The sequence below is a fragment of the Alicyclobacillus sp. TC genome (assembly GCF_016804365.1).
Lineage (GTDB): Bacteria > Bacillota > Bacilli > Alicyclobacillales > Alicyclobacillaceae > Alicyclobacillus_I > Alicyclobacillus_I tolerans.
In genome coordinates this window covers 44,831-68,512 of record NZ_CP044434.1, presented here as the reverse complement: position 1 = coordinate 68,512, position 23,682 = coordinate 44,831, and the positions used below count along the sequence as shown (strand labels likewise).

Here is a 23,682-nt window from a genome sequence, read left to right as displayed (position 1 = left end):
GCGGGCCAAACATGAGAGCATGAAACATATTCTTCATACGGAGCGTGAAAAGATTGAATGTCGGATTAAAACTATTTCTGCGTAGAGATCGGCGAAAGCGATTGGAGGCAGGAAATCCATGGATATTTCGTTCGGAAGTTGAAAAATGGGAAGGCGAACCATATCCTGGTAAATATGCTCATGTATACAATCATCAGGGTGTTTTTTTAGCCGCTGCTTATGTCAATCCCCAATCACAAATCTTCGCCAGAGTACTGAGTTACAATCCTCAAGAAGTCATTGACGAAGAGTATTTCATAAAACGTTTGCTGAGAGCCAAACAGCTTCGCCAACAATTGCTTCGCGATGACAGCGAAGGGTATCGTTTAGTTTATGGAGAGGCAGACGGCCTTCCAGGTTTAATTGTAGACGTTTATAAGGACGTTCTTACTGTACAGTTACTGACAGCCGGAATGGATTTGAGGCGAGATTTGATTTTGTCTGCTCTACAAAATGTTTGTCAACCCCGCGCAATTGTTTGGCGCAATGATGCGAGTGTAAGGCGATTAGAGGGGCTCTCGTTGGAAAATCAAATGGCTTATGGCCATTTGGAGGGACCTGTTGAAATCTTAGAAAATGGACTGAGATTGGAAGTTGACGTACTTGGCGGTCAGAAGACGGGTCATTTCTTCGATCAACGCGAGAATCGCCGGGCTATCCGCCCCTACGTTCAACCGTCTGATTTCGCGCCACAAGGTGCGCGTATGCTTGATTGTTTTTGTCATACCGGAGCTTTTACCGTTCATGCACTGGCATATGGTGCCAGCCATGTGACGGCAGTTGACATCTCCCATCATGCTCTTGAAGCCGCCAGAAGAAATCTTACTCTCAATGGCTGGGCAGAGCGCGCAGAACTTGTGGAGGCCAATGCGTTTGACTTTCTGCGCAAACTAGAACAGGATGGCCAAGAATTTGACGTAGTTTTGCTCGATCCCCCCGCTTTTGCAAAATCCAGGCAAGCAGTGAACGGGGCGCTTCGCGGTTATAAGGAAATCAATTTGCGTGGCATGCGACTGTTGAGAGAAGGTGGATTTCTCTTGACTTGCAGTTGCTCTTACCATGTATCCTCCGATATTTTCCAACAAGTGGTACTTGAGGCTGCTACAGATGCTCATAAAATCCTCCGGCAAATAGAGTTTCGTGGTGCAGGACCGGATCATCCATATTTAGCTGCCCTACCGGAGGGCAACTATTTAAAGTTTGCCGTGTACCAGGTGACCTCTCGTAAAGCGTGAAGCTACATGAAAACGAATGCGGGCGGTTTGCCTAAACAACCGCCCGTTCATCCTATTCCCAATTTGCAATCCAGTTCATTTTGAATAACTTGATGCTACATTTATGCTTCTTCCTCTTCATCTTCTACCACAGTGTGCTCTCGCACAATATGCGTATACTCATAACCGTGCGTACAATGCTGACAATGAACGCGCACCACATGTTCACCTACTGGAGCCGACACGTGGTTTATTTTTCCACAACGTGGACATTCAGAATCAAACTCCCAATGTTCGTGTTTCATATAAGCGCCCCCCGTCATTAGCCGAGTCCTGATTATTCTACAACAAGAAGGGCCGCCAGAGATAGTACCTAAAAAAGAGCGCATAATCCTCTTTAAGTAAGGCAAACTGGGGTTGTCACGATGAAGACGTGACTTTTGGAAAGAATGTGGTCGATGAGGAGGGTGCACATGAAAAAAGTGGCTGTGGAACAAGGATTGACTCCCGTGAAACAGTACCTCAGTGCGCAAGGCTGTCAGGTCATTGACGCAAAAACCAGTGACAGCAAAGCCCAAGATGCTGCAGTCATGGTGGTCAACGGTTGCGACAAGAACCTGATGGGTATGCAAAGCGTCACCCAGAACATCCCCATTATTTCTGCTGACGGTCTATCACCTGAAGAAGTCTATCATCGTGTACAAAGTTATTTTTAATGGGCTTTTGCCACAGGAAAGGCAGCTTATCCCAGAGTGGATAGGCTGCCTTCCTTTTGCACTTCTATAGTCATTTTTTCGATCTCGATTCTAATCTCAGACCTTTTAGTTTTCCTTACAAAACCGAATTCTCTAAAGCCGCTCCCTGAATGGCTAGACGCGCTGCCCCTAGCATTCCAGCGCGTGAACCGAGTGTGGCGGGTAGTAACTCGCAAGAACGATAGACACGTTGCAACGCGTTCGCCGCAAAAGATGCCCGCAGAGGATCCATAAGCGCATCTCCTGCATTCACCAAACCTCCTGCAATCACAATTTTATCAGGATTGAGCAAATTGGCTGCGATTCCAAGCCCTACGCCGAGCCAATTCACCAGTTCTTGAATGACTTGCTGAGCATCACGATGACCTGCCTTTGCCAAAGCAAAGATTTCTTCAGCGTTCGCCGTGCCACCTGAAGGTGAATGTAGCCCATGCGCCACTCCCATGTTCACCAGAGCTGTAGCGGAGGCAAGCGTCTCTAAACAACCATGGCGCCCGCAGTTACACAAAGGTCCGCCCGGCTTTACGGTAATATGGCCAATTTCTCCAGCCATAGTAGAGACACCTCGATAAATTTGTCCATCTAATACGATACCGCCGCCGACACCCGTACCTAGAGTTACACACAAAACGCTCTTTGCGTTTTGCCCTGCCCCTTGCCACGCTTCGCCCAATGCAGCTATATTGGCATCATTGTCAAGGTAAATAGGCAGATGAAGTGATTCAGAAAGCAACTGAACAATAGCTACATTCCGCCAATGTAAATTGACGGCTTCTTCTATATATCCATGCTCCACATCAAGAAATCCAGCCAACCCCACGCCGACTGACAAAACATCTGTTAGTTGGCATCCCGATTTTTGCAACAACTTGATAAACTGCTCGTATAAACGTTGTACAAAACGTTCAGGTCCATCTTCCGCATCAGTCGGATAGCTGACGGCTGTCATCACTTCGCCTGATACCGATACTATAGCCGCCTTTACATTGGTTCCCCCAACATCCACTCCGAGGACAACTTGCTCGCTCATTCAGCTACCCCATTCTCCCAAAATAATGTTTACGGAACATTATTATACTAAACGACGACGCATTTCTTGCTTATAAGCTTCAACTCCTGGCTGATCAAAACCATTGATGCCAAGTAAATATCCACCAAATGAGCAGGCTATTTCAAAGAAATATACCAACTCTCCAAACAATCTTGGTCGATTACCCTCCGCATGCAACAACAGATTCGGAACACCTGCATCTGTATGTGCTTTAATAACAGAAGCTACAGCTACCTGTTGTAGTTCAGAAAATGACTTACCAGACATATAGTTACTCTTTTCATCTAGTTCTCCTGGAAGTGTAATAGAATGCGCCGTATCTGTAAAATGAACATCTAATACGGTCTCCAACAACATTTTTCGCGCATCCTGGACATATTGGCCCATAGAGTGTAAATCCGTCGTATATTGCAGCATCGTTGGGAAAAGTCCTATCCCATCTTTGCCTTGACTTTCACCGAATAGTTGCTGCCACCAGCCAGCAAAATGTGCTGCCTGCGGTTCATAAGTCACAAGCGCTTCTGCGGCAAAGCCCTGGAGATACAGGAAATGCCGGATCATAGCATATACATAAGCAGGATTCTCAAGAATCGTCTGCTGGCGAAGCTCATCATACGCTTCTGCTGCCCCTGCCATGACTTCATTTACTGGCAGACCTGCAATCATCATGGGTAATAAACCCACTGCCGTAAGTACGGAGTAACGTCCACCAATATCCCTTGGAATCGGCAATGTCACATAACCGCGATCGCCCGCAAACTGACGTAATGTGCCGCTCTCCGGATCTGTTACGGCGCATATGCGCTCAGCTGCTCCTTTACCATATCTTTTCTCCAGATAATCTCGCAAAGTATGAAAAGCGGCGGACGGTTCCAATGTTCCTCCTGACTTAGAAATAACAACCACGGTAACCTCATGCTCATCTAATATAGAAAGCAAATCTCCAATATACGATTCACTGAGCTGGTTTCCTGCAAAAAGTACACGCATTTGATCAGCTTCACTTGCAAAATTGGATTGCATCATGGATAAAGCGGCCCGCGCTCCTAAATAGCTACCACCAATACCGATGACCACTGTAACATCGGATATGGCCCGAAAGCGTTGGGCGATAGCTTCCATTTGTTGCATCAATCGATGATGATCTTCTGCTGGCCAATGCAACCAACCTTTGCTGCCCTTATGTACATTCATATCCCACAACTGTTTGTGTGCCAGTTCACCAATCGACATGAATTGTGTCAGCTGAGTGTTGGTCACCCATTTTTCAACTGGAGTTTTGTCAAGTCGAATCATTTTTGGCATCCCCTCTCAATAGCGGATCAATCCGCTGTTCCATTTTCATTTAGCCAGTTCCATTGGATGTATACCACATGGACAACTGAAAAATATGTTTCCAGTGTATCCTAAGGATTTCATTCTTACCACGCTAACGTAGAGCCAAGACATGCGCATAAAAGGACGAAACAGGAGTAGCGACCCCGTCTGTCTATGGACAGAGGGGCCGCTACATCATGTTGTAAGGTCCTGCACTAGTGATTTTTTAGCTACCACACCCCCAACTCGAAGTTTTCGAGCTGTTGGAAGTGATATCTTTTATCATCACTCATCACCGTCCCTTACGCCACTTATCATGTCCCTTCTTCTAGAGCAATATGCATGGTGCTACACGTCTTTTGGGACGCAATTATTTGAGAACGATTTGTATGAACTTAGAAATGGTTCGCAAACTAAAGTGGAACTTGGGGCCAATGATTCCTCAGAATTCACATCACACGCCCCATATCTAAATCAAGGGAGACGATACAAGATGTCTACAGATATTTTGCAAAGACCGTTAGGATTACAACCAGTGAACGGACTATCAAGTCAAGAAGCTCGTATCAACCCATTTCCTTTTTTTCAACGAATGAGGGAAATCAACGCCGTTCGATATGACAACGCCAGAGAAGCTTGGGATATTTTCCGTTATCAGGATGTCAAAAGAATATTGACAGACAACGAAAATTTTTCTTCTCTTCGTCCCGATCAACAAGTACCCTTGATGGTTAGTTTAATTTCAAAAGATCCGCCAACGCATACACAGTTACGATTTCGTATCGAAAAAATCTTGAATCCTCAATTTTTAGAAACACGCTTATCTCAATTAGAGTCCAGTGTAGACACCTTGCTTCTTCATACTATACCACGTGGAGAAATGGAATTTATTCACGATATCGCCGAACCTTTACCTTTCATGGTGATCGCTCGATTACTGGGTATTCCTGAATCAGACTGGCCAAATATCAGACGTTGGGCAAAACAATTACACGCAAATCCTCATTGGAATATAGACGCTGCAAAAATTAATGAAATTCGCATGATCCAGAATCAAGCACGCAAAGATACTTTAGATTATTTCCAATCTCAACTTAAGGATCGACTTGACAAACCTCAAGATGATTTGTTGACAATGCTCGTTACTCATGACACTCAAAGCGAAGCATTGAACATCAATGAAGCGACAGAATTCTGTTTGCTTATGTTGACTGCCGGTCTACAAAGCGCGACCCTGTTTTTGGGAAACGTCATGCGTCGCTGGGTTGAAGAGCCCTATTTGCAAGAAATGCTGCGCCAAGAACCACAAATTCTAGGAACCATGATTGAAGAATTATTGCGTTATTATCCTCCCATGTTGGCTACTACACGTTACGCCATCCATGATGTACAAATCAATAGACTTAGCATTCTTCGTGGAGCCAGAGTCGTTGTCTGGATAGGTTCCGCCAATCGTGACGACGAAGTTTTTGAACAAGGTGAGAAGTTTCAGCCGAAACGCCAACCCAATCCTCACCTTTCATTCGGAAGTGGCATTCATGCTTGTTTAGCTTCCTTTCTTGTACGTCAGTTAGCCAGCATTGTTCTTCCTAAATTTAACAAGACAATGGAAAGTATTCGCTTAATACCTGGACATGGACTAACCCCTATCCAACATAATTTCTTTTTTGGTGTAGAAAAACTACCAATACAATTTCTTCCTAACTTGCCATGAAAATTGCCGATATCGAGTTATGGTTGTAACACACGATAGGTAATAACTAGTTCTTTTTTTAAGCGTTTCACATCTACAATTCGAATTTCTGATTTGGCCACACGCTCCTGCAACATGCGTAGCAGGAGCTGATTTTGCGCCTCATCCGTATGCGAGAGAACCACCGTCTGAAATACTTTTGTCTCCATCATCATGAACACCCTTTTTCAAACGTTCGCATATAAAAATGGCTATTTATTCAATGTTTATCTTTAGTTTAGGGGAAATGATATCAACCTGTCATCTGTATTTGTTAGATAAACTAACAATTTTAAGCTATTTATTTCTTTTAGTTCTGATTTCCTTCGTTCATCCATACAAATTTGTTATATATACTTACATATATCACTTTTTGTAATAATTTTTATAAAATTTTAAACATTTAATCTCTCCTTAGCTTAAAATAAGAGTACAAACACTATATACGTGCTTCTTGATTCTCAATCCAAAAATGAATTTTGTTTACACATGAAAGGAGCAAGAACATGTCACGATACGCATCATCTAAAATTATCCAACTTTCTAACGGATATCATGTATGGACACGCAGAGTTGGAGAGAGTCCCATCAAAATGCTTTTACTACATGGAGGACCCGGTTCAACACATACATATATGAAAATTTTTGAAAATTACCTCCCGCCTGCAGGCATAGAAATTTATTTTTATGACCAACTCGGTTCTTATTGTTCCGATCAACCGGATGATATCTCACTTTGGAATGTAGAGAGATTTTGCGAAGAAGTCGAAGAGGTAAGAACAGCTCTCGGTCTAGATCATTTTTACTTATGCGGTCAGTCTTGGGGTGGATTTTTGGCTATTGAATATGCTTTGCATCACGGCCATCACCTCAAGGGACTCATCATATCCAACATGGTAGCCAGCATTCAATCGTATATGGATTATATCCATATACTACGCAAACAATTGCCCATAGAAGTACAAAAAAATCTTGAATACTACGAAAATAAGGGTGAATATGATGCCCCGGAATACCAGGATTTATTATTCAAATCCCTTTACCGTAAACACCTATGCCGCCTGGATCCCTGGCCCAGTGATGTTCAGCATGGATTTGCTCTCATGAACAACCAAGTTTACAATACCATGCAGGGTCCTAATGAATTTGTAATTACCGGAAATTTTAAGGATTGGAACCGTTGGGAAGATCTCGCTCATATCCACACACCATGTCTAGTAATAGGTGCTCGTTACGATACTATGAATCCGAATGATTTAATAGAAATGGCCCGGCGCATGCCAAATGCACAATCACATATTTGTGAAAATGGTAGCCATTTGGCAATGTGGGATGATGCAGAATCCTATTTCTCAGCTATTCAGCAATTCATCTCAAAAGTAGAGGAAAATTAGTATTACTGACAAACTTCCCCTTTTATGCCGGGGTTTTACTATTTTACATGGGTTTGAATCCATTATCGATGAGGGGGTGGACTATCTCATATAAGCTGATTGCTTTGTTAAAATCCAAAATCACTTGAGATAATTAAGTAAATTTTAGACAAATTCAAACCATGATTTTAGTTTAATTAGCATGCTTTAGAATATATATGTCTTTCTCCATAATTCCAATTCGACCAGCAAAAAAATCCATAGACCTCTCTACTTTATCAAAGCGTTCATTCAAAGAATGTATTTGAGCACTCATTATCTCTTGTCCATGACGCAACGCTAAGCAAATGTCTATCAACTCGTCAATACGATTTCCCTGATGGTCTATCCTGGTTTCCGCAGTATCCATTCTGGATTCCAAATTCTCCAACCGAGCTTCTACATTCTCCAACCGAGCTTCTACTTTATCGAGTCGTCTATCTATCTCATCAAACCGATATTCTATTCGCTGTTCCATACCAACGAGAAATTCTCTTAATTCGGCATCCAACACCTGTCACCTCGCTTTCATCGAGATTCTAATCGCATTATATAGATAAACCTACCGACCGTCGATAATGCTTTGTAAAATAAAATCTATGGCTGTTCATCTTTCATTTGCATCATCATTTTGTATCTCTTTATATTTGGGCTAATTAATCAGATGTGTAAAACATCATCACTACGGGAAGAGTATCAATTATCTGGAAAACTCAGGAGGTATCAGCTTTGTATAATAGCGAACAATTAGAATCAAATGGTTACGTACAAGCTTCGATTGAAGATTTTAAATCGGGAGTCGGTTGGTTCCGCAAACAACTTCCTAATATTGGGAAACAATATATGGCCTTTACAAGCGCTTGTTTTACCGCCGGAACTATCCCAGAACCTATCAAACATCTCATAGCTCTAGGGTTAGCTATGCAAATTCAAGACGAATATTGCATTATGTATCACGCTGATGCCGCCTTGAAAACCGGCGCAACCCCTGATCAATTAGTAGAAACCATTGCAGTATGTGCAGCATTTGGAGGAGGGGCCGCATTATCACAAGGTGCCACTCTGATACAAGAAGTCCTGCGTGAGCACGAGTCAAGAAAAATACAATAAGCAAAGCTATGAGGCCGAACTCGTCGTAAAGCATCGAGATCGGCCTCATGATTTAACCACCGAGTTTTTCAATAATATCGCGGTGGTAAGGAAAATTTTTCAACAATTCAATGTGACCCAACAATTGAAAATCCTGAAAATCAAAACCAGGTGTAACCATACATCCCACCAGAGCAAAAGCATTTGGATTTTCGTCCATAACATAGGCACCAAAAATTGTTCCCCTTGGCACCAATATCTGTGGGAATTGGCCTGCCTGAATATCGAGCCCAAGGTGATGGTCAATACGTTTTCCATCTGAATCAATAGTTACAATACAAACAGGACTGCCTGCATGAAAGTACCACATTTCATCCGCGTTTAATCGATGGAATCGAGAAACATCACCAGATGGCAACAAAAAATAGATACTAGTCGCCGATCTTCTACGCCCCTGAACGGGTATTGACCAATGCCCAGCCTCAATCCAGAGCTCAGGTTGGTATATTTCTTTGTAAAATCCGCCCTCTGGATGAGGCACCATGCCAAGTCTATCAATATACACTTTAGCTTCTGAAGATATCCGATTTGCATCCGATGATTTCATCGATTCACACTCTTCATTGTTGCGCTTGGATAACGTTCACCGGCTGCAACTCCTTGTGGCGCAATGCGTTCAATCTCTTCTAATTCCGCTGGAGTAAGCTGGATGTTTATTGCAGCCACATTTTCACGCAGATACTCCTGACGCTTCGTTCCCGGAATAGGAACAATATCGTCTCCGCGTGACAACAGCCAAGCTAACGCCAGTTGAGAGGGCGTGCAACCTTTTTGTTGAGCAAGTAATTCTATTTTGTGAACCAAATCCAAATTTTTTTGGAAGTTTTCTCCCTGAAATCGTGGTGAATTTCGACGGTAATCATCTTTCGGCAAATCTTCGAACGTTTTGAATCGCCCTGTCAAGAATCCCCGACCAAGCGGGCTGTAGGCTACAAAACCAATCCCTAACTCGCGACAAACGGGAAGTATCTCATCTTCAACATCTCGACTCCAAAGAGAATACTCTGTCTGCAATGCCGAAATGGGATGCACGGCTTGAGCACGACGTAACGTTGCGGCAGACGCCTCAGACAACCCGAGAAAACGAACTTTCCCTGCCTTGACTAAATCCGCCATGGCACCTACCGTCTCTTCAATCGGCGTATCAGGATCTACTCGATGTTGATAATAGAGATCGATGGTCTCTACTCCAAGCCTTCGGAGACTAGCGTCACACGCTTCCTTCACATACTCAGGACGCCCGTTAACACCAAGAAAAGCACCCTCCTTGCTTCTTACATTGCCAAATTTAGTAGCTAATACAACCTCTTGACGTCGAGTTTTTAATACTTTTGCCAATAGTTCCTCATTTTGGCCTACACCATACATGTCTGCTGTATCCCAAAAATTGATACCCAACTCAAGAGACAATTCCAAGGTGCGAATGGACTCAGCCTCATCTCTACCACTGTAAAAATCCGACATACCCATACAGCCAAGACCAAGCTCAGACACTTCGAGGCCCTGATTGCCTAATTTGCGTGTTTTCATATTTCATCCCTCCTGATATCCAGCCACTCACTTACCAAAATAAAGTTTATCATTTTTCTAACTCTCAACCAAACTTCAGCCTTTCCTTAACAACACTTCATATACAACAATTTAATCCTGTTACAATGAAAACACATATTAACAATGGAGTTCATTCTCATAGGAGATGTGAAAAGGGATGACCGAATTATCTACATTGACCAGAAAATTAACTCTCGATTTGACCGCCATTCCCTCCGTGAACGGAAGCTCTGGCGAAACAGCAATTATTGAATTTTTATATCATCGGTTGAAACGGCTGCCTGCAGTACAAAAAGGCAAGGTAAAACTATTTCTAATTCCCAGTATGGACGATCCGCTTTTCCGTCCTACACTGATTGCCCACTATAGCGGTACGGGTAAACAGGGGTTGCTACTTTTTGGTCACACCGATACAGTTGGCACAAGTGACTACGGTCCTTTCGAATCCCTTGCTCATCGTCCGTTGGAATTAACAGAAATTGCAAAATCAGGTGCACTTGGAGAAGCGGCAGCCAAACGTGCCTCGAGTGGAAGATTCTTGTTTGGGCGAGGAATTTTGGACATGAAATCAGGTGTAGCAGCAGCTTGTACTGTTTTTGAAAAAATGGTGGAAGCATCCATAGATATGCACTTGTTTTTTGCAGCTACACCTGACGAAGAAGTCGGATCACGAGGAGCCAAAACTTTAAGTCGTTGGTTAGAGGACTATACAACCAATCACAACATTCATTTACAATGGGTCTTAAATACAGATTATACTGAACAACCCAAAGTTGGAGACCCGTATCCCATTTATGCAGGAAGTATTGGCAAATTGCTCCCTGCTGTGTATGTACGCGGTCTGCCAAGCCATGCCGCTGAACCAGAACATGGAATTGATCCGAATTATCTCTTATCCAGGATTACTCAAAAATTGGTTTATTGTTCAGACTTAGTAGATGCTACAGAAAACGAACGTTGCCCATTACCTGTTTCCCTTTACCAGCGAGACGACAAACCATTCTACGACGTACAAACAGCCATCTCAGCTAGCGCTTATTACAATCTTTTTCATATGACTCGTTCGCCCTCCGAACAACTCAAACGAATCTCTGAGCTAATCGAGGAAGAAATGAATAACACTATACTACATTTACATTCCTTGCAAGCCAGTCAAGTACTCCCAGAAAAAATACCCGTCTATACTTATGAAAACATTTGGAATCACGCCTCTGAAGAAGTTCGCTCAGATGCCCTACGTTACAGTGAATCGTTGACTCTCAGTGTAGAATTGCGGGAGCGTTGTCGATTGATGGTAGATTTTTTGATTCAACGTGGAAATTTTAAGGGACCGCTCATCGTTGTCTATTTTGCCAACGGACTGATTCCCAGAGTCAATACGCCTTCCTTGATGCAAAATCGATTCTGGCCGATTGTAGAACAGTTTTCTAGAGAAACAAAAATCCCTTACTTTTGCCGCACTTACTTTCCTTATATTTCCGATCTTAGTTTTCTCAGTCAGTCCCCAGACTGGGAGGATGAAACGTTTGCAAAGAATTTTCCAGCCCAATCCTACGCTTCACCAGGGACGACCTTACAGACTGCTACATTTATGATAGGTACAAGCGGTGTTGGCGCTCATCGTCCCGATGAATCTGTTGACGCAGTCTATACTTTTGAGACGCTCCCAAAACTGTTGGCACACATTGTCCAATCACTAGAAACGCATTAGGAAGGTAACGGCGAAGGATAAGTCTCTCTATGGATTTGATCTCCTGGTATATGCTCTTCCAGCCAACGAAGCCAGTCGTGAAAAATTTCCATACGATTCGGTTCATTAAACAATTCATGGTAACAGTCAGAGTACTCGCGATAAGTCTTGTCAGCCGCCTGCAACCGCTCAAAGCCAGCGCGGCTGGCTATAACAGAAACAACGCGATCGGCGCCTGCCTGCATCCAGAGAACTGGAATCTCTAGCTTTATATCTTTCCTTCTACAGGTATCCATTGCCTTAAAAAACTCATGGAGAAAACGAACGCTTGCTTTTTTCAACACTCTCTGTTCGTTGGTGTAAGCATGCTGAATTTCTAAATTGCGAGTGACATCCTTAGCTTGAATACGTGTCGATAAACGCAGGCGGGGCATGGTAGAACTGAGCACTCCAGCTAGGCGTAAAGTCGATTTGGAAATCGGAATGGCCACATCCAGAGCAGGAGAACTGAGCGTGACAGCACTTAAGGCAGTTGGTTTCTGTAATTCTTGCAAATAGCGAAGAACGATCAAACCACCCATGCTGTGACCGAAAAGGATAATAGGCAATTTAGGAAATTGTGTCTGCAAGCGCAGTAAATCGTTTTCCAAGACAAGTAAATATTCTCTGAAATCTTCTAAGTGACCAAGAATGCCAAATCCCCCATGTCCCGGCAAATCGCCCACCCAAACGGTATATTGTGCATGATATAACTGGTCAACGAGCCAACCGTAACGTTCCGCATACTCTCCCATGCCATGAACAATGAGAACAACCGCACGCGCAGCAGGATGCACGCGCAGCAATTCAGTTCGTTTTTCCAAGTTTCATCTCTCCTTATCAAGGAGCTTATCTCTCAACATGAAATATCTTTGCCCTACCAAATCTTTCAGTATGGACAGTCGATCAACGAGAGATCCGTTAAAGTTGCTTCACTCTATCTTACTTAAAACAAGCCTCGCCATCGTTCCGCCGTCTGTTGCAAAATTCGAATCATGGCTTTGCCTCGTTCTTCTTGATATTGACTCGTTAAGAGAAGTACAGCAAGCACAAGCGCTACACTGCCATCCGAAGCGAACAGAGGCACCGCCACGGATGAAAAACCTGCAGCCATTTCACCATGAGAAACTGCGGCACCTACACGTCTGGTTGTTTCCAGAGCCTCATAAAAAGTCTCCTGCGAGGACCACATTTTTGCAACGCGATCGCCAGTAGCAGTCATTTTCATCCAATGTTTACGCCAGGCTGACGGTGCATCATAGGCTAGAAAACAGCGACCAAATGCTCCACCAAGCCCAGCAAATAATTGGCCTATCGACACATCTGCGCGAGCCACCTCGCTAGACGGTGCAGCTTTGGCCAAGACAATGACAGCATCTTCTGGAAGACGTTCAAGAAGCATCACTGTCTCGCCAACTTTTTCTGCCAAACGTGGCAATTCCAACATGACTTCTGAAACGCCACTGACCATTTGCGACGCGCGATTGCCTAGCGGAATTAAATAAGCTCCAAGACTATAGCAGCGCGATACCTTGTCGTAACGGATAAAATCTCCCCGCGCCAGAGTTCGCAAAACGCGCAAACAAGTTGTTTTACTTGCATGGGTACGTTTAGAGATTTCTGTCAGTGTACAAGATTGTGTCTTATATCGGCTAAGCAATTTTAAGATAGACATGGCAAGTGCAACAGATGGCACCTCATAGGCTACATCCGTCGTTGCTGAGTTTTCAGTATTCTCAACCGATTTCATTTCCTCTCTATCCATCACTATTCCGGTCTCTCCACAATGGCAGCCAGTCCCTGACCAACACCTACACACAATGTTGCTAAGCCATATCGCCCTCCCGTTCTTGACAACTCCATAGCCAACGTACCTACCAGACGCGCCCCTGAACAACCTAGTGGATGGCCAAGTGCAATTGCACCACCATGCACATTGACACGCTCCGGTGGTAAATTTAATTGTTGGATGCAAGCTAATGACTGAGCTGCAAACGCCTCATTGAGTTCAATTTTGTCTAAATCCTCAACTTTCAATCCAGCCTTTTTGAGCGCCTTTTCTGTTGCCGGCACTGGACCTATCCCCATATATCTTGGACTTACGCCAGCAGAAGCAGCTGCTACATAGCGCACTATCGGGCGCAATCCCAATTCCCTGCCACGCCGCTCAGATACAAGTAAAAGCGCTGCCGCTCCATCGTTAATCCCTGATGCATTGCCAGCGGTAACTGTTCCTCCCTCACGAAAAGCGGGTTTAAGTTTACTTAAACTTTCTAGCGTCGTCTGCGGCCTTGGATGTTCATCTGTATCCACAACCCAAGTTTCTTTACCCTGTCTTACCGTAACTGGTAAAATTTCTTCTGCAAAAACACCATGATCTTGCGCTTTTTTCGCTTTGGATTGACTCTCCAAAGCAAACTGATCCTGTTCCTCACGAGAGATGCCATATTTTTCGGCTACATTCTCTGCAGTCTCACCCATACTCTCGGTTGGATAAGGGAAACGAGGATTGGCCATACGCCACCCTAAAGTTGTATCCCAAAGCGTTTGATTGCCACGTACAAATTCCATATCTGGTTTAGGCAGAACCAGAGGCGCTCGCGTCATCGACTCGACACCACCCGCAATCGCTACATCCAAGTCTCCCAATTGAATGGCTCGTGCTGCCTGAATAAACGCCTCAAGTCCAGAAGCACACAGCCGATTGACTGTTACGCCAGGTACCGTTTCTGGTAACCCAGCTAACAATCCGGCCATACGAGCAACATTTCGATTATCTTCCCCCGCCTGATTGGCGCAGCCAAAGAAAACTTCTTCCACCTCTTCAGGTGAAACACCACTTTTTTGCAATACGCCTGCGATGACATGAGCAGCGAGATCATCTGGACGAACACGGCTCAGCGCTCCACCTTGTCTTCCTATGGGTGTACGCACATAACCTACTAGCCAAACATTTTCCACTCAACGATTCTCCTCTCAATCGTTCTGTTTTTGATATGCTTTATGTAGTTCACTAGCAATAATATTTTTCTGAATTTCTGACGTCCCTTCGTAAATGCGCGTAATACGAGCGTCACGATAAAAACGTTCAATCGGATATTCCGCAATATAACCAATTCCACCGTGAATTTGAACCGCCAAATCGGCCACCCGATTGTACACTTCTGATCCATACAACTTTAACATCGCAGCTTCTTTAACTACATTTTGTCCTTGATCAGCCATCCAAGCTACTCGATAGGTCATCCATCTAAGTGTTTCAATTTGTGTAGCCATGTCAGCTAAATAATGCTGAATAATTTGCTGTTCAAAAATTGGTTTCCCAAACTGATGGCGCTCATGAGCGTAGGCCACACTTCTATCTAACAGGTACTGGCATGAACCAAGACAGCGAGCTGCCAATCCAGCACGTCCGTTGGCCAAAATTTTAAGTGCGTTAATATACCCTTCTCCTTCATGTCCCAAAACATTTTCTTCAGGAACTTCCATATCTTCAAAATAGATTTGTGCTGTATGAGAACCATGCAAACCCATTTTCTTTTCTACACTACCTACCTGAAACCCGGGAAAACTTCGTTCCACAATGAAAGAGGTAATACCTTTGGCGCCTTTTTCCGGATCGGTAACAGCCATAACGGTAAATACCTGCGCATAAGGAGCATTGGTGATGTATATTTTCTGGCCATTGATCACATAACGATCACCTTTTTTGACAGCTCGTGTTCGAATCGCTGCTGCATTGGAACCAGCTTGGGGTTCAGTCAACGCAAACGCTCCAAGCCACTCCCCACTCGCCATGCGAGGCAAATAACGCTGCTTTTGTTGCTCGTTGCTAAATTCAACAATGCCCACTGAACCGATGCCGTTATGAGCGCCAATAATTGTGGTAAAACCGTTGATGGTGGCACCCAATTCTTCAAATACCGCACATTTCCCAAGCATACTCAGGCCCATCCCGCCGTATTCTTCGGGAATACTCAGTCCAAAGAGCCCCATTCGCTTGGTTTTTTCCAATATGCTGTCCGGTACCTTGTCCTCTTCTTCAATCTGCATTGCATACGGTTCTACTTCATGACGAACAAAATCTCTTACGGTCTCCCTCATTAAGATTAAATCCTCAGGAAGTTGAAAATCCATTCGTTAAGCCTCCCCATTGAATAAAGCTCTCATATTAGTTTCATATATGAAATAATGTTTCATCTTTAAAAAGATGATAACTTTCAATGAAAGCGCAGTCAATGTAAATCATCTTTTCTTTCGAATGCCGAAAGGGTAAGATAAGCACAAACCCTCAATCCAGACATTCCTTACATAAAAGAGGCGCTGTTCATGCAAAAATTGAGATATATGGAAAGTTGGCAACGCAACCTTCTATTGCTTTGGATTGGTTGCTTGGTCACTTCAGCCAGTTACTCCATGGTCATTCCGTTTCTTCCACTTTTCTTGCTGCAAATTGGAGTCCATCACCATACTGAACTGTGGTCTGGCATGCTCTATAGCGCTGCTTTTTTTGCCGGAGCACTTTCTGCTCCATTTTGGGGTACTTTGGCCGATCGCTATGGAAGAAAGCCCATGATTGTTCGTGCTGGCATTTCATTGGCCGTTCTCTATGTTCTGATGTCATTTGTTCAGAATCCCTATGAATTGCTCGTCTTACGCGTGCTAATGGGGCTTCTGTCCGGATATATTCCCGGAGCAATCGCTCTGGTGGGAACGAGTACTCCTGAGCACAAAGTAGGTTATTCGTTGGCCATGATTTCTACTGCTTCTTCAACAGGAGGCATTCTTGGTCCATTATTGGGCGGCGCCATAGCTCGGATTTTTAACAATCGCATTGCTTTTGCAAGCGCTGGTATCATGGTTCTGCTATCTACACTGCTTGTCATTTTTTGGGTTCATGAGACCAGCTTTACTCCCGCCAAAGATAAACAATCCACTTTCCAATCGGTTGGTCTCGCTATGCGTAATCGACCGTTGGTTCTGGTTATGCTTCTGACTGTTCTTACATCCTTTTCTATTATGACCATTGAGCCTGTTCTGCCGCTTTACATTGTGCAAATTGGCGGTTCCGTCAAAAACGCCTCTTTACTAGCTGGAATTGTCTTCTCATTGACCGGTATCGCCAGTGTTGTTTTTGCCCCCAGATGGGGAAGATGGTCAGAAAAGACAGGTTTTTTGAAAATCCTTTGGATTGGATTACTAGGTGGTGCATTAGGAAACTTGGCACAGATTCCATTTCATAATATCTGGGGTTTTTCTGTGGTTCGTTTTATATATGGAGCTTTTTTCTGCGCTGTCTATCCGGCGCTCAATGGATTGGTTGTCAAATCAACAGCCGTAGATTTTCGTGGTCGCGCTTTTAGTCTGAACCAGACAGCGAATCAAGTGGGTACCATGTTAGGGCCGCTGGTTGGAGGAGCTCTGGCAGGGGCCTACAGCGTACATAGCGTCTTCTGGGTGACAGGTTTGCTTTTGCTCCTGACCACTCTTATCGGCTATATTCTACGCCATCAATTCACTGTAAAAAACTTACCCTCAACACAATCATTGGAGAACATGCCATTAAGCGAATAGCCCTATCTCGTAGATGGGGAGTGAATCCTTCACAAGTTCATCAAGAATCAGTGAAAACTTTTTAACCGTCAGTCCCTGATCATTCTTTATACTGGTTCAAGCTCCTGTGAAAAAAACAGATCTAGTTGCCGGGGAATGTTAGGGAAGGATGAAAATTCTATTGAAACTGCATAATCTTATACAATACCAACTATCTTATCGTCCACCAGCGACGAGGTCTTTCCTAAAGACCGGATTCTATACATTTATTTTTGTCCTGCTCATCCTTTCCACTTGGCTTGAATGGAAGGGTATGTCAGTTAGCCGACTGGTACATTACGACTATGCCTTTTTTTACACAGCTTTTCAGGCTATTTTGCATCATCCGGCTCACCAATGGCCAAAACTTTACCAAATCGCTTCTGAACAACAATTTGCTATTCAGCATGGATTTCCGTATAACATCCACAATCAATACGTCTATCCACCACAATTTGCTGTATTTTGGGCATTCATGGGGCATCTTCCTTGGATTTGGTCAGCCCGTATCTGGATCGTCATTTCCATTCTTTCTTACTGTCTTGCCGTATATCTAACGCTCAAAATGATGCTTCCGCATCTTCGCTGGCCCAATCTGTTCTTTTGGATTGCCGCTAGTTTCTTATTGACACCTGTCCAAATTGATATTGCTGCTGGCAATGTCAACAGTATATTGTTAACCTGTCTAGCGCTTGCCTTCTATTTTCATTACTATCGAAAAAAAACTTGGATTGCGGCTCTATTTCTAGCACTGGCTATTGTCTGGAAAGTGACACCAGCCGCTGTATTATTATACTTTTTGCTACAAAAACAATGGAGACTAGGCGCTTATACATTGTTATTCTCACTTCTATTGACCATCTGGAGTTCTTTTTACGTAGGATGGTCCACGCTTCTACACTATGTTGGTGAATTTGTTACCTTTGGTCAAAATAGCATGAAAAACGGTCCCGCCCCATACAACCAATCTATCTTGGGCGTATTGGCCGATCTCGCTAAGCACCATTGGCTGAGCGGAAATCTACAAAGTCTGTACCCATTTTACTATTTGTTTGTCCTAACGAGTGCCGTTTTGATTGTCCATTTTGCTCGCCAGTTACCTGTCAGCCATTCTAGCCATTTTGCACTTTCCAGCCTGACGCCGTTGCTTTTCTCGCCACTCATTGAAGAAATGCATCTTATTTTTGCCCTGCCTGCTCTAATTCTGGTAGTCTCCCAGAAAAAATATAAAATAGCAGCGATAGGCGGCTGGTCAAGTGCCGTTCTTCTCTCATTGCCCACTACCTTTTTATTAAATACTTTAACCCGAGACTGGCCTTCACTGTTTTTTATGCATACGCAAATGTTCTGGACACTAATGATACTCTTTACAGTGACTTTAATCACCATGCGTCAGAGAAACATGCTAAACTTCTCTCAAAACCACCGATTCGTGAAGACTGATTTGTCCATGAATACTCGTCGAACAAACAGATTGTAGAGTTGCGTACGGAAAGGAGTCTACTATGGATAATAGCGGATGGGTACAAGTAGAAGGCGGAAGAGTTTGGTATCGAATGTGGGGACCAGAAAATACGGTTCCCTTATTGATTTTGCATGGCGGTCCTGGCAGCTCTCATCTTGGATTTCGTCCATTTGCCGAACGAATATCAGAAGAACGACTGGTCGTGGTCTACGATCAGTTAGGTTGTGGACAATCAGACCGCCCTCAGCAAAAAAACTTGTGGAGAATTGAACGGTTTGTTGATGAACTAAAGATTCTACGCAAGGAACTCCATCTGCAAGAGTTGCACATTCTTGGCCATTCCTGGGGAACCATGCTCTTAGCAGAATATCTCAAGGAACAGCCCGAAGGTATTCTTAGTTGTATTTTCTCAGGTCCATGTCTTTCAGCGGCTAGATGGCTGGAAGATGCTGAACATTACCGCAGCCTTTTGCCCCCGCATATTCAGGAAGCACTTCGTGAAGGGGAACGTACTGGAAATTACGATACAGAAGAATATCGAAACGCTACCAAATTTTATGAGAAACGGCATGTCCGGCAAACGGATCGAACAAAAGAAGAAGCTGCAGAAGCCAGCGCGGCATTTGGTCTGGAAGTATACGAAACTATGTGGGGACCGACAGAATTTTATGCAACTGGAACTTTAAAAGGCTTTGATCGTACGGATATTCTGTCCACATTGTCCATGCCGACCCTTTTTACTTGCGGAGAATGGGATGAAGCGTCTCCTGCCTCCACAGGTACTTATGCGGCTATGACTCCGAATTCGGAATTCCATATATTTTCAGGTTGCTCTCACTCTCCAATGAATGAAGACCTACTATCTTATGAGAAAAAAATGAAGGAATTTCTCAACCGAGTAGAAAGGCGGTGAAAAAAGATGAATTCAGGACAAAAAGTTCTTATTCCATACGTTCTATTTGCATTTGTACTTGGCTTTGCCTGGTTTATGCTGGCCCCACTTGTACCCGGTCTTGCCAGCGAACTCCATGTTTCCATTTCCGCAGTTTTACTTTTTATTTCCATGTATGGATACGCTATGGTGGTTGGCTCCATTCCGGCGGGTGTATGGACAGCCAAAAGTGGGCCTGCTCCTGTTTTGACTTTAGCCATTCTTCTTTCTAGTCTAGGACTCTTATTGCGCGCTTTTGCTCATAACTACACACTTTTTTAATGGCTCAAATCGTTGCAGCACTTGCTTACCCTTTTCTCATCGCTCCGATTGGATCCATATTGCGCTTAAGCGGGGTCCGACGCCTCAAAGCAGGAACTGGTCTAACCATTGGCGCTCTCTTTCTTGGCATGGGTATCAGCGCATTATTATCGTCCAACCTAGGACTCTCTACTGCTCTATGGCTTGGATTTGCACTAAATGCGTTGATAGGTATCTGGCTGTTCTTTGCCGTCCGATCCGTTCCTCGTCCCGAGACTGGAGCATCTTCCATTAGAGTACGCCTGACCTATTCAAATTGGTGGATTATTGGCTTTGTTGTTTCGTCTACCAGTGTCATGATTGGAGGTATTACCTCCGCAGCGCTTGCTCATTTACATGTAGCCCATGCGGAAATACTGGGGGGACTGCTCTCAGGCTTAACCTTTATTGGCTCGGCAGTAGGTGCGGCACTTTTTGGAGTACTTGGAGAAACCACATCTCGTCTCAAACCACTGATGGTGATACTGGCTGTATTCACTTGGCTGAGCATACTATGGATAACTCTTGTTTTGACAGGCCATGTTCAAAACAACAGCGGACTTCTTTCAGTCGTTTTCTTTTTGGCCGGTGCCTTTGGAAATGGATGGTATACACTTACACTAGAAGAAGCTGCAAAACGAGCGGAAAACGCAGGAAGCGCTGGTTTGAACACAGCTGGATACAGCTTGGCTTCTAATATCGGTGTCGCTATTGTTCCCGTTATCTTAGGGCCAATGGTCATCAGCCAACCTACAAGTTGGGTAAGTATTACGCTCATTCTTGGCTTACTGGCTATTCTTTTCACTTTCATCACCCGCACAACTCGTACTCATTGAAAATAACATACGTTACTTTATGATTGAAAGAAAACTTGCCCATTCCAAACAACAAAATTGGGATGGGCATTTTGTCTTTTCAACATATATTTACAGGGATGACAGCTAGGCAGTTTTTTGGTTTTGGGTATCTACTTGAGGCTTTGGCTGTGAAATTTTCCACTGAAGTAAGGTACCCTTCCAAACTCCAGAAGCTGTACGGACAAAAACGATAACAAAACATCCCCACAGAATAGCAAGTTGAATAAGGCCTGCGAAAGTAAAAAACGAATCGTGAACTAGGTGACCTAATGCGTACGTGCCACTTGTAAAACTACCAATTGGGAATACATAACTCCACCAGCCCAAATGAAACGTCAATCCATCGCCACGATGACTCATATGGAAGATAGAATGCATGGCAGAAATGATGATCCACCATACGCCAACTCCCCACATAGCCATCGAAAATATCAGACCTATGCCATGAAGAATATTGGTGTAGGGAACGAAAATAGCATGGGTTTTAAGAGGTAAGGTACTAAGAGTCCCCATCGACATGCCAATAGGTCCAATCTCCACCCATAAACTAGGTGCTGCTATTCCACTTAAGCGTTGATGATACACCAATCTTGCATAGACGAGAGCACTGACCATCATAAACAAAAAGAATGTCATCCCAAACATCGCAATAATGATTGCGGTAATGGCAAATTGAGTGTTAATATCTCCCCAATATGGAATCAGGTTCGTACCCGTGGCAGCTGCTACGATGGGAGGTACAACAGGAATCAGCCAAGTTGCAAGTGTCTGGTGCTGTTCCACCGAATGCTCAACAAACAGTAGATAAGGCACGACAATGACTGTAAAGATGGAGACTAAAGTTCCTGATACCCAAATGACTTTGCTTATCTCAATTGCTATAGAACTATGAATCAGATGAGTGCCTATGAGCAGATAATCATTGCCAACCACATTCATGCCCATTGCCAAAGCTCCGTAAAATAACGCTCGTTCTGGATGTCGAAAATCATTGATTGCTTCATCTGTATGAAGTATCCAACGTACAATCCAAAATAGAAAAGCCAACAAAAAAACAACATTCAGCATCCCAAACAGAATCATACCTATCTGATGTTGATAAGGAATTGGAAATGGAGAAGTATACGTCAAACCTGCCACAATCCCTATTCCCATGACTGTAGTAAACCAATTAGGAGCAAACTGTCTAATCAGACTCACCATGTCCACCTCCAAGCTTCACTACGTCATATGATAATTCGTTACTTTCAATAAGTACAATTTTTTATTAGAATCGTTATGATAAGTAAATGATTATATATACGGTATGTTCAGGAGGCTCGATCATGGATCAACAATTGTTAGCTTTTATCACGGTAGCTGAAGAACAGAATTTCACACGAGCGGCAGATAAACTTCATATCAGTCAACCTGCCATCAGCCAACATATTCAATCTCTTGAACAACGCCTAGATATCAAATTATTGGATCGAACCAATAAATTTATCCGCTTAAATAAGGCAGGAGAAATAGCCTATCATCATGCCAAAGAAATCTTGAATTTATACAAACAAATGAATCATCTTATTCACGACATGAAGAATGAAGCCAGCGGTTCACTGAACATAGGGGCAAGTTTTACATTCGGGGAATACGTTTTGCCTTATCTTGTGGCCGAGTTTCGCGATCTCTATCCTAAAATTCATTCGACCATTCAAATTGCCAATACACATAAAATTGTTGAACATGTTTCCAAAGGAAACTTGGATATAGGTATTATTGAGGGTAGGCTCATTGATCATCGCTTTGTAGAAGTAGAAACTTTTGCAGAAGATACGGTAGTCATTGTAGCTGCGAACGATCACCCCATTCATCAATATAAAAACTCTGTATTAGATAAGCTCAGTAAAGAGACCTGGATTGTTCGCGAAAATGGTTCAGGAACAAGAGAAATTACAGACTTTGTCTTTCAAACTTACAGCATATCTCCTTCAACCTTAGTCGAATATGGCAGTACTCAAGTTATTAAAGAATCCGTAGCGGCGGGTCTCGGACTTACGGTGCTCTCAAAGTGGGTTGTGCGCAGAGAACTTGAATGGAAATCATTACGTGAAATACACATATCTTCTTCGCCCATTCAAAGAAATTTCTTTATCATTACACAAAAATCTGATTTCCACACAAAATCAACGCTGGTTTTTAAAGAATTTTTATTGAATCAATCCGAGCGATTAAATGAATTTAGACTTTAACTCCAACAATCTATTCCTGTTCAAAATAGAGCGAGTAATGAAGTTGACAGCCAGGATTAAAAGAGGCTCCACAAGATGGACATTGGAAGTGGCTGTTTAAATATTCTTGAATGGTTAATTCTTGATGACAAACGCCGCAAAGAACAGCCTTTTCATGAAACTGATGCGCATGCCATATTTGCGCAGCGTGATCGGCCAATTCTTCATGACAAGCATGGCAAGGAAAATAAGTTTGGCAACACGGGAATTTAATTGCAATGACGTCAGTTGGTCCTGAATAATGCACACAACGCGTCTGTTCATCTACCAATCTCCCTTTTACCACTATGTTGTGAGAAGAATATTGCATAAACCTGA

At 43.5% G+C, this 23,682-nt stretch carries 25 protein-coding genes; 12 read left to right on the top strand and 13 right to left on the bottom strand.

The genetic code is table 11. The annotated features are described in order from the left end of the window. Window positions 1–53 precede the first annotated feature (53 nt). Window positions 54–1,274 (top strand): class I SAM-dependent rRNA methyltransferase, encoded by a 1,221-nt coding sequence (locus tag FY534_RS00315; RefSeq protein WP_072873689.1) that lies wholly within the window; start codon window positions 54–56, stop codon window positions 1,272–1,274. Between the two features lie 101 nt (window positions 1,275–1,375). Here FY534_RS00315 and FY534_RS00310 read toward each other — a convergent pair whose 3' ends face one another. Then, the gene (locus tag FY534_RS00310) at window positions 1,376–1,558 is read right to left on the bottom strand and encodes a hypothetical protein (protein ID WP_072873690.1); all 183 of its coding nucleotides are present in this window, start codon (window positions 1,556–1,558) and stop codon (window positions 1,376–1,378) included. A gap of 168 nt (window positions 1,559–1,726) precedes the next feature. Between FY534_RS00310 and FY534_RS00305 the strand changes: the two genes are divergently transcribed. After that, complete coding sequence (locus FY534_RS00305; protein WP_072873691.1) at window positions 1,727–1,969, top strand: YkuS family protein; 243 nt, start codon at window positions 1,727–1,729, stop codon at window positions 1,967–1,969. Between the two features lie 115 nt (window positions 1,970–2,084). Here FY534_RS00305 and FY534_RS00300 read toward each other — a convergent pair whose 3' ends face one another. Together FY534_RS00300 and FY534_RS00295 are read right to left on the bottom strand one after the other, a co-directional pair. Continuing rightward, the gene (locus tag FY534_RS00300; RefSeq protein ID WP_072873692.1) at window positions 2,085–3,038 is read right to left on the bottom strand and encodes an ROK family protein; all 954 of its coding nucleotides are present in this window, start codon (window positions 3,036–3,038) and stop codon (window positions 2,085–2,087) included. A 42-nt stretch (window positions 3,039–3,080) separates the two neighbouring features. Further along, entirely contained in the window at window positions 3,081–4,355 is a 1,275-nt protein-coding gene (locus FY534_RS00295) for a glucose-6-phosphate isomerase (RefSeq protein ID WP_072873693.1), read from the bottom strand. A gap of 514 nt (window positions 4,356–4,869) precedes the next feature. On the opposite strand from FY534_RS00295, the gene FY534_RS00290 reads away from it, so the two are divergent. Beyond that, window positions 4,870–6,090 (top strand): cytochrome P450, encoded by a 1,221-nt coding sequence (locus tag FY534_RS00290; protein WP_203114920.1) that lies wholly within the window; start codon window positions 4,870–4,872, stop codon window positions 6,088–6,090. A gap of 17 nt (window positions 6,091–6,107) precedes the next feature. Here FY534_RS00290 and FY534_RS00285 read toward each other — a convergent pair whose 3' ends face one another. Continuing rightward, a complete protein-coding gene (locus FY534_RS00285) occupies window positions 6,108–6,281 on the bottom strand; it encodes a hypothetical protein (RefSeq protein WP_165611956.1) in 174 nt (57 codons plus the stop codon). A 333-nt stretch (window positions 6,282–6,614) separates the two neighbouring features. Between FY534_RS00285 and FY534_RS00280 the strand changes: the two genes are divergently transcribed. After that, window positions 6,615–7,502 (top strand): proline iminopeptidase-family hydrolase, encoded by an 888-nt coding sequence (locus FY534_RS00280; RefSeq protein WP_072873695.1) that lies wholly within the window; start codon window positions 6,615–6,617, stop codon window positions 7,500–7,502. A 172-nt stretch (window positions 7,503–7,674) separates the two neighbouring features. On the opposite strand, the gene FY534_RS00275 is transcribed toward FY534_RS00280, so the two are convergent. Further along, the gene (locus FY534_RS00275) at window positions 7,675–8,034 is read right to left on the bottom strand and encodes a hypothetical protein (protein WP_129583535.1); all 360 of its coding nucleotides are present in this window, start codon (window positions 8,032–8,034) and stop codon (window positions 7,675–7,677) included. Window positions 8,035–8,249: 215 nt separating this feature from the next. On the opposite strand from FY534_RS00275, the gene FY534_RS00270 reads away from it, so the two are divergent. After that, a complete protein-coding gene (locus tag FY534_RS00270) occupies window positions 8,250–8,630 on the top strand; it encodes a carboxymuconolactone decarboxylase family protein (RefSeq protein WP_072873697.1) in 381 nt (126 codons plus the stop codon). Window positions 8,631–8,682: 52 nt separating this feature from the next. Here FY534_RS00270 and FY534_RS00265 read toward each other — a convergent pair whose 3' ends face one another. Beyond that, window positions 8,683–9,216, bottom strand: coding sequence for a cupin domain-containing protein (locus tag FY534_RS00265; protein ID WP_203114919.1), 534 nt, complete (start codon window positions 9,214–9,216; stop codon window positions 8,683–8,685). Further along, window positions 9,213–10,199, bottom strand: coding sequence for an aldo/keto reductase (locus FY534_RS00260; protein ID WP_072873699.1), 987 nt, complete (start codon window positions 10,197–10,199; stop codon window positions 9,213–9,215). The genes FY534_RS00265 and FY534_RS00260 overlap by 4 nt, the downstream gene beginning before the upstream one ends. A 178-nt stretch (window positions 10,200–10,377) precedes the next feature. Here FY534_RS00260 and FY534_RS00255 point away from each other — a divergent pair, with 178 nt between their 5' ends. Beyond that, window positions 10,378–11,931, top strand: coding sequence for a M20/M25/M40 family metallo-hydrolase (locus FY534_RS00255; protein ID WP_203114918.1), 1,554 nt, complete (start codon window positions 10,378–10,380; stop codon window positions 11,929–11,931). Here FY534_RS00255 and FY534_RS00250 read toward each other — a convergent pair. The 4 genes from FY534_RS00250 to FY534_RS00235 all read right to left on the bottom strand — a co-directional run bounded on the left by FY534_RS00250 (window position 11,928) and on the right by FY534_RS00235 (window position 16,086). Continuing rightward, window positions 11,928–12,773 carry an alpha/beta hydrolase gene (locus tag FY534_RS00250; RefSeq protein ID WP_203114917.1) on the bottom strand — a complete coding sequence of 282 codons (846 nt, stop codon included), beginning with the start codon at window positions 12,771–12,773 and terminating at the stop codon, window positions 11,928–11,930. The genes FY534_RS00255 and FY534_RS00250 overlap by 4 nt on opposite strands. Before the next feature lie 122 nt (window positions 12,774–12,895). Next, window positions 12,896–13,714: an IclR family transcriptional regulator gene (locus FY534_RS00245; RefSeq protein WP_129583536.1), complete on the bottom strand. Its 819-nt coding sequence runs from the start codon at window positions 13,712–13,714 to the stop codon at window positions 12,896–12,898. 2 nt (window positions 13,715–13,716) lie between these two features. Beyond that, on the bottom strand, window positions 13,717–14,910 hold the full coding sequence (locus tag FY534_RS00240; RefSeq protein WP_072873701.1) for a thiolase family protein: 1,194 nt from the start codon (window positions 14,908–14,910) through the stop codon (window positions 13,717–13,719). 15 nt (window positions 14,911–14,925) lie between these two features. Next, on the bottom strand, window positions 14,926–16,086 hold the full coding sequence (locus tag FY534_RS00235) for an acyl-CoA dehydrogenase family protein (protein ID WP_203114916.1): 1,161 nt from the start codon (window positions 16,084–16,086) through the stop codon (window positions 14,926–14,928). A gap of 210 nt (window positions 16,087–16,296) precedes the next feature. Between FY534_RS00235 and FY534_RS00230 the strand changes: the two genes are divergently transcribed. From FY534_RS00230 to FY534_RS00210, 5 genes are all read left to right on the top strand, one after another. Then, entirely contained in the window at window positions 16,297–17,523 is a 1,227-nt protein-coding gene (locus FY534_RS00230; RefSeq protein ID WP_072873736.1) for an MFS transporter, read from the top strand. Between the two features lie 292 nt (window positions 17,524–17,815). Continuing rightward, window positions 17,816–19,021 (top strand): glycosyltransferase family 87 protein, encoded by a 1,206-nt coding sequence (locus FY534_RS00225; protein WP_203114915.1) that lies wholly within the window; start codon window positions 17,816–17,818, stop codon window positions 19,019–19,021. A 25-nt stretch (window positions 19,022–19,046) separates the two neighbouring features. Then, the gene (locus FY534_RS00220; protein WP_203114914.1) at window positions 19,047–19,919 is read left to right on the top strand and encodes a proline iminopeptidase-family hydrolase; all 873 of its coding nucleotides are present in this window, start codon (window positions 19,047–19,049) and stop codon (window positions 19,917–19,919) included. Between the two features lie 6 nt (window positions 19,920–19,925). Then, a complete protein-coding gene (locus tag FY534_RS00215) occupies window positions 19,926–20,219 on the top strand; it encodes an MFS transporter (RefSeq protein WP_203114913.1) in 294 nt (97 codons plus the stop codon). Continuing rightward, window positions 20,219–21,073 carry an MFS transporter gene (locus FY534_RS00210; protein WP_203114912.1) on the top strand — a complete coding sequence of 285 codons (855 nt, stop codon included), beginning with the start codon at window positions 20,219–20,221 and terminating at the stop codon, window positions 21,071–21,073. The genes FY534_RS00215 and FY534_RS00210 overlap by 1 nt, the downstream gene beginning before the upstream one ends. A gap of 105 nt (window positions 21,074–21,178) precedes the next feature. Here the strand turns inward: FY534_RS00210 and FY534_RS00205 are convergent, their stop codons facing one another. Further along, on the bottom strand, window positions 21,179–22,294 hold the full coding sequence (locus FY534_RS00205; RefSeq protein ID WP_203114911.1) for a TDT family transporter: 1,116 nt from the start codon (window positions 22,292–22,294) through the stop codon (window positions 21,179–21,181). Between the two features lie 125 nt (window positions 22,295–22,419). Here FY534_RS00205 and FY534_RS00200 point away from each other — a divergent pair, with 125 nt between their 5' ends. Beyond that, the gene (locus FY534_RS00200; protein ID WP_072873707.1) at window positions 22,420–23,325 is read left to right on the top strand and encodes a LysR family transcriptional regulator; all 906 of its coding nucleotides are present in this window, start codon (window positions 22,420–22,422) and stop codon (window positions 23,323–23,325) included. Between the two features lie 10 nt (window positions 23,326–23,335). On the opposite strand, the gene FY534_RS00195 is transcribed toward FY534_RS00200, so the two are convergent. Further along, window positions 23,336–23,674 carry a CHY zinc finger protein gene (locus tag FY534_RS00195; RefSeq protein WP_072873708.1) on the bottom strand — a complete coding sequence of 113 codons (339 nt, stop codon included), beginning with the start codon at window positions 23,672–23,674 and terminating at the stop codon, window positions 23,336–23,338. Between the last annotated feature and the right edge of the window lie 8 nt (window positions 23,675–23,682).

Excerpts from the sequence above, each read along its gene's own strand:
- FY534_RS00210 (WP_203114912.1), top strand. The coding sequence starts at position 20,219 with ATGGCTCAAATCGTTGCAGCACTTGCTTACCCTTTTCTCATCGCTCCG.
- FY534_RS00285 (WP_165611956.1), bottom strand. The coding sequence starts at position 6,281 with ATGATGGAGACAAAAGTATTTCAGACGGTGGTTCTCTCGCATACGGAT.
- FY534_RS00225 (WP_203114915.1), top strand. The coding sequence starts at position 17,816 with ATGTCAGTTAGCCGACTGGTACATTACGACTATGCCTTTTTTTACACA.
- FY534_RS00265 (WP_203114919.1), bottom strand. The coding sequence starts at position 9,216 with ATGAAATCATCGGATGCAAATCGGATATCTTCAGAAGCTAAAGTGTAT.
- FY534_RS00230 (WP_072873736.1), top strand. The coding sequence starts at position 16,297 with ATGGAAAGTTGGCAACGCAACCTTCTATTGCTTTGGATTGGTTGCTTG.
- FY534_RS00280 (WP_072873695.1), top strand. The coding sequence starts at position 6,615 with ATGTCACGATACGCATCATCTAAAATTATCCAACTTTCTAACGGATAT.
- FY534_RS00310 (WP_072873690.1), bottom strand. The coding sequence starts at position 1,558 with ATGAAACACGAACATTGGGAGTTTGATTCTGAATGTCCACGTTGTGGA.
- FY534_RS00290 (WP_203114920.1), top strand. The coding sequence starts at position 4,870 with ATGTCTACAGATATTTTGCAAAGACCGTTAGGATTACAACCAGTGAAC.
- FY534_RS00220 (WP_203114914.1), top strand. The coding sequence starts at position 19,047 with ATGGATAATAGCGGATGGGTACAAGTAGAAGGCGGAAGAGTTTGGTAT.
- FY534_RS00295 (WP_072873693.1), bottom strand. The coding sequence starts at position 4,355 with ATGATTCGACTTGACAAAACTCCAGTTGAAAAATGGGTGACCAACACT.
- FY534_RS00260 (WP_072873699.1), bottom strand. The coding sequence starts at position 10,199 with ATGAAAACACGCAAATTAGGCAATCAGGGCCTCGAAGTGTCTGAGCTT.
- FY534_RS00200 (WP_072873707.1), top strand. The coding sequence starts at position 22,420 with ATGGATCAACAATTGTTAGCTTTTATCACGGTAGCTGAAGAACAGAAT.
- FY534_RS00195 (WP_072873708.1), bottom strand. The coding sequence starts at position 23,674 with ATGCAATATTCTTCTCACAACATAGTGGTAAAAGGGAGATTGGTAGAT.
- FY534_RS00305 (WP_072873691.1), top strand. The coding sequence starts at position 1,727 with ATGAAAAAAGTGGCTGTGGAACAAGGATTGACTCCCGTGAAACAGTAC.
- FY534_RS00235 (WP_203114916.1), bottom strand. The coding sequence starts at position 16,086 with ATGGATTTTCAACTTCCTGAGGATTTAATCTTAATGAGGGAGACCGTA.
- FY534_RS00300 (WP_072873692.1), bottom strand. The coding sequence starts at position 3,038 with ATGAGCGAGCAAGTTGTCCTCGGAGTGGATGTTGGGGGAACCAATGTA.
- FY534_RS00245 (WP_129583536.1), bottom strand. The coding sequence starts at position 13,714 with ATGGATAGAGAGGAAATGAAATCGGTTGAGAATACTGAAAACTCAGCA.
- FY534_RS00255 (WP_203114918.1), top strand. The coding sequence starts at position 10,378 with ATGACCGAATTATCTACATTGACCAGAAAATTAACTCTCGATTTGACC.
- FY534_RS00215 (WP_203114913.1), top strand. The coding sequence starts at position 19,926 with ATGAATTCAGGACAAAAAGTTCTTATTCCATACGTTCTATTTGCATTT.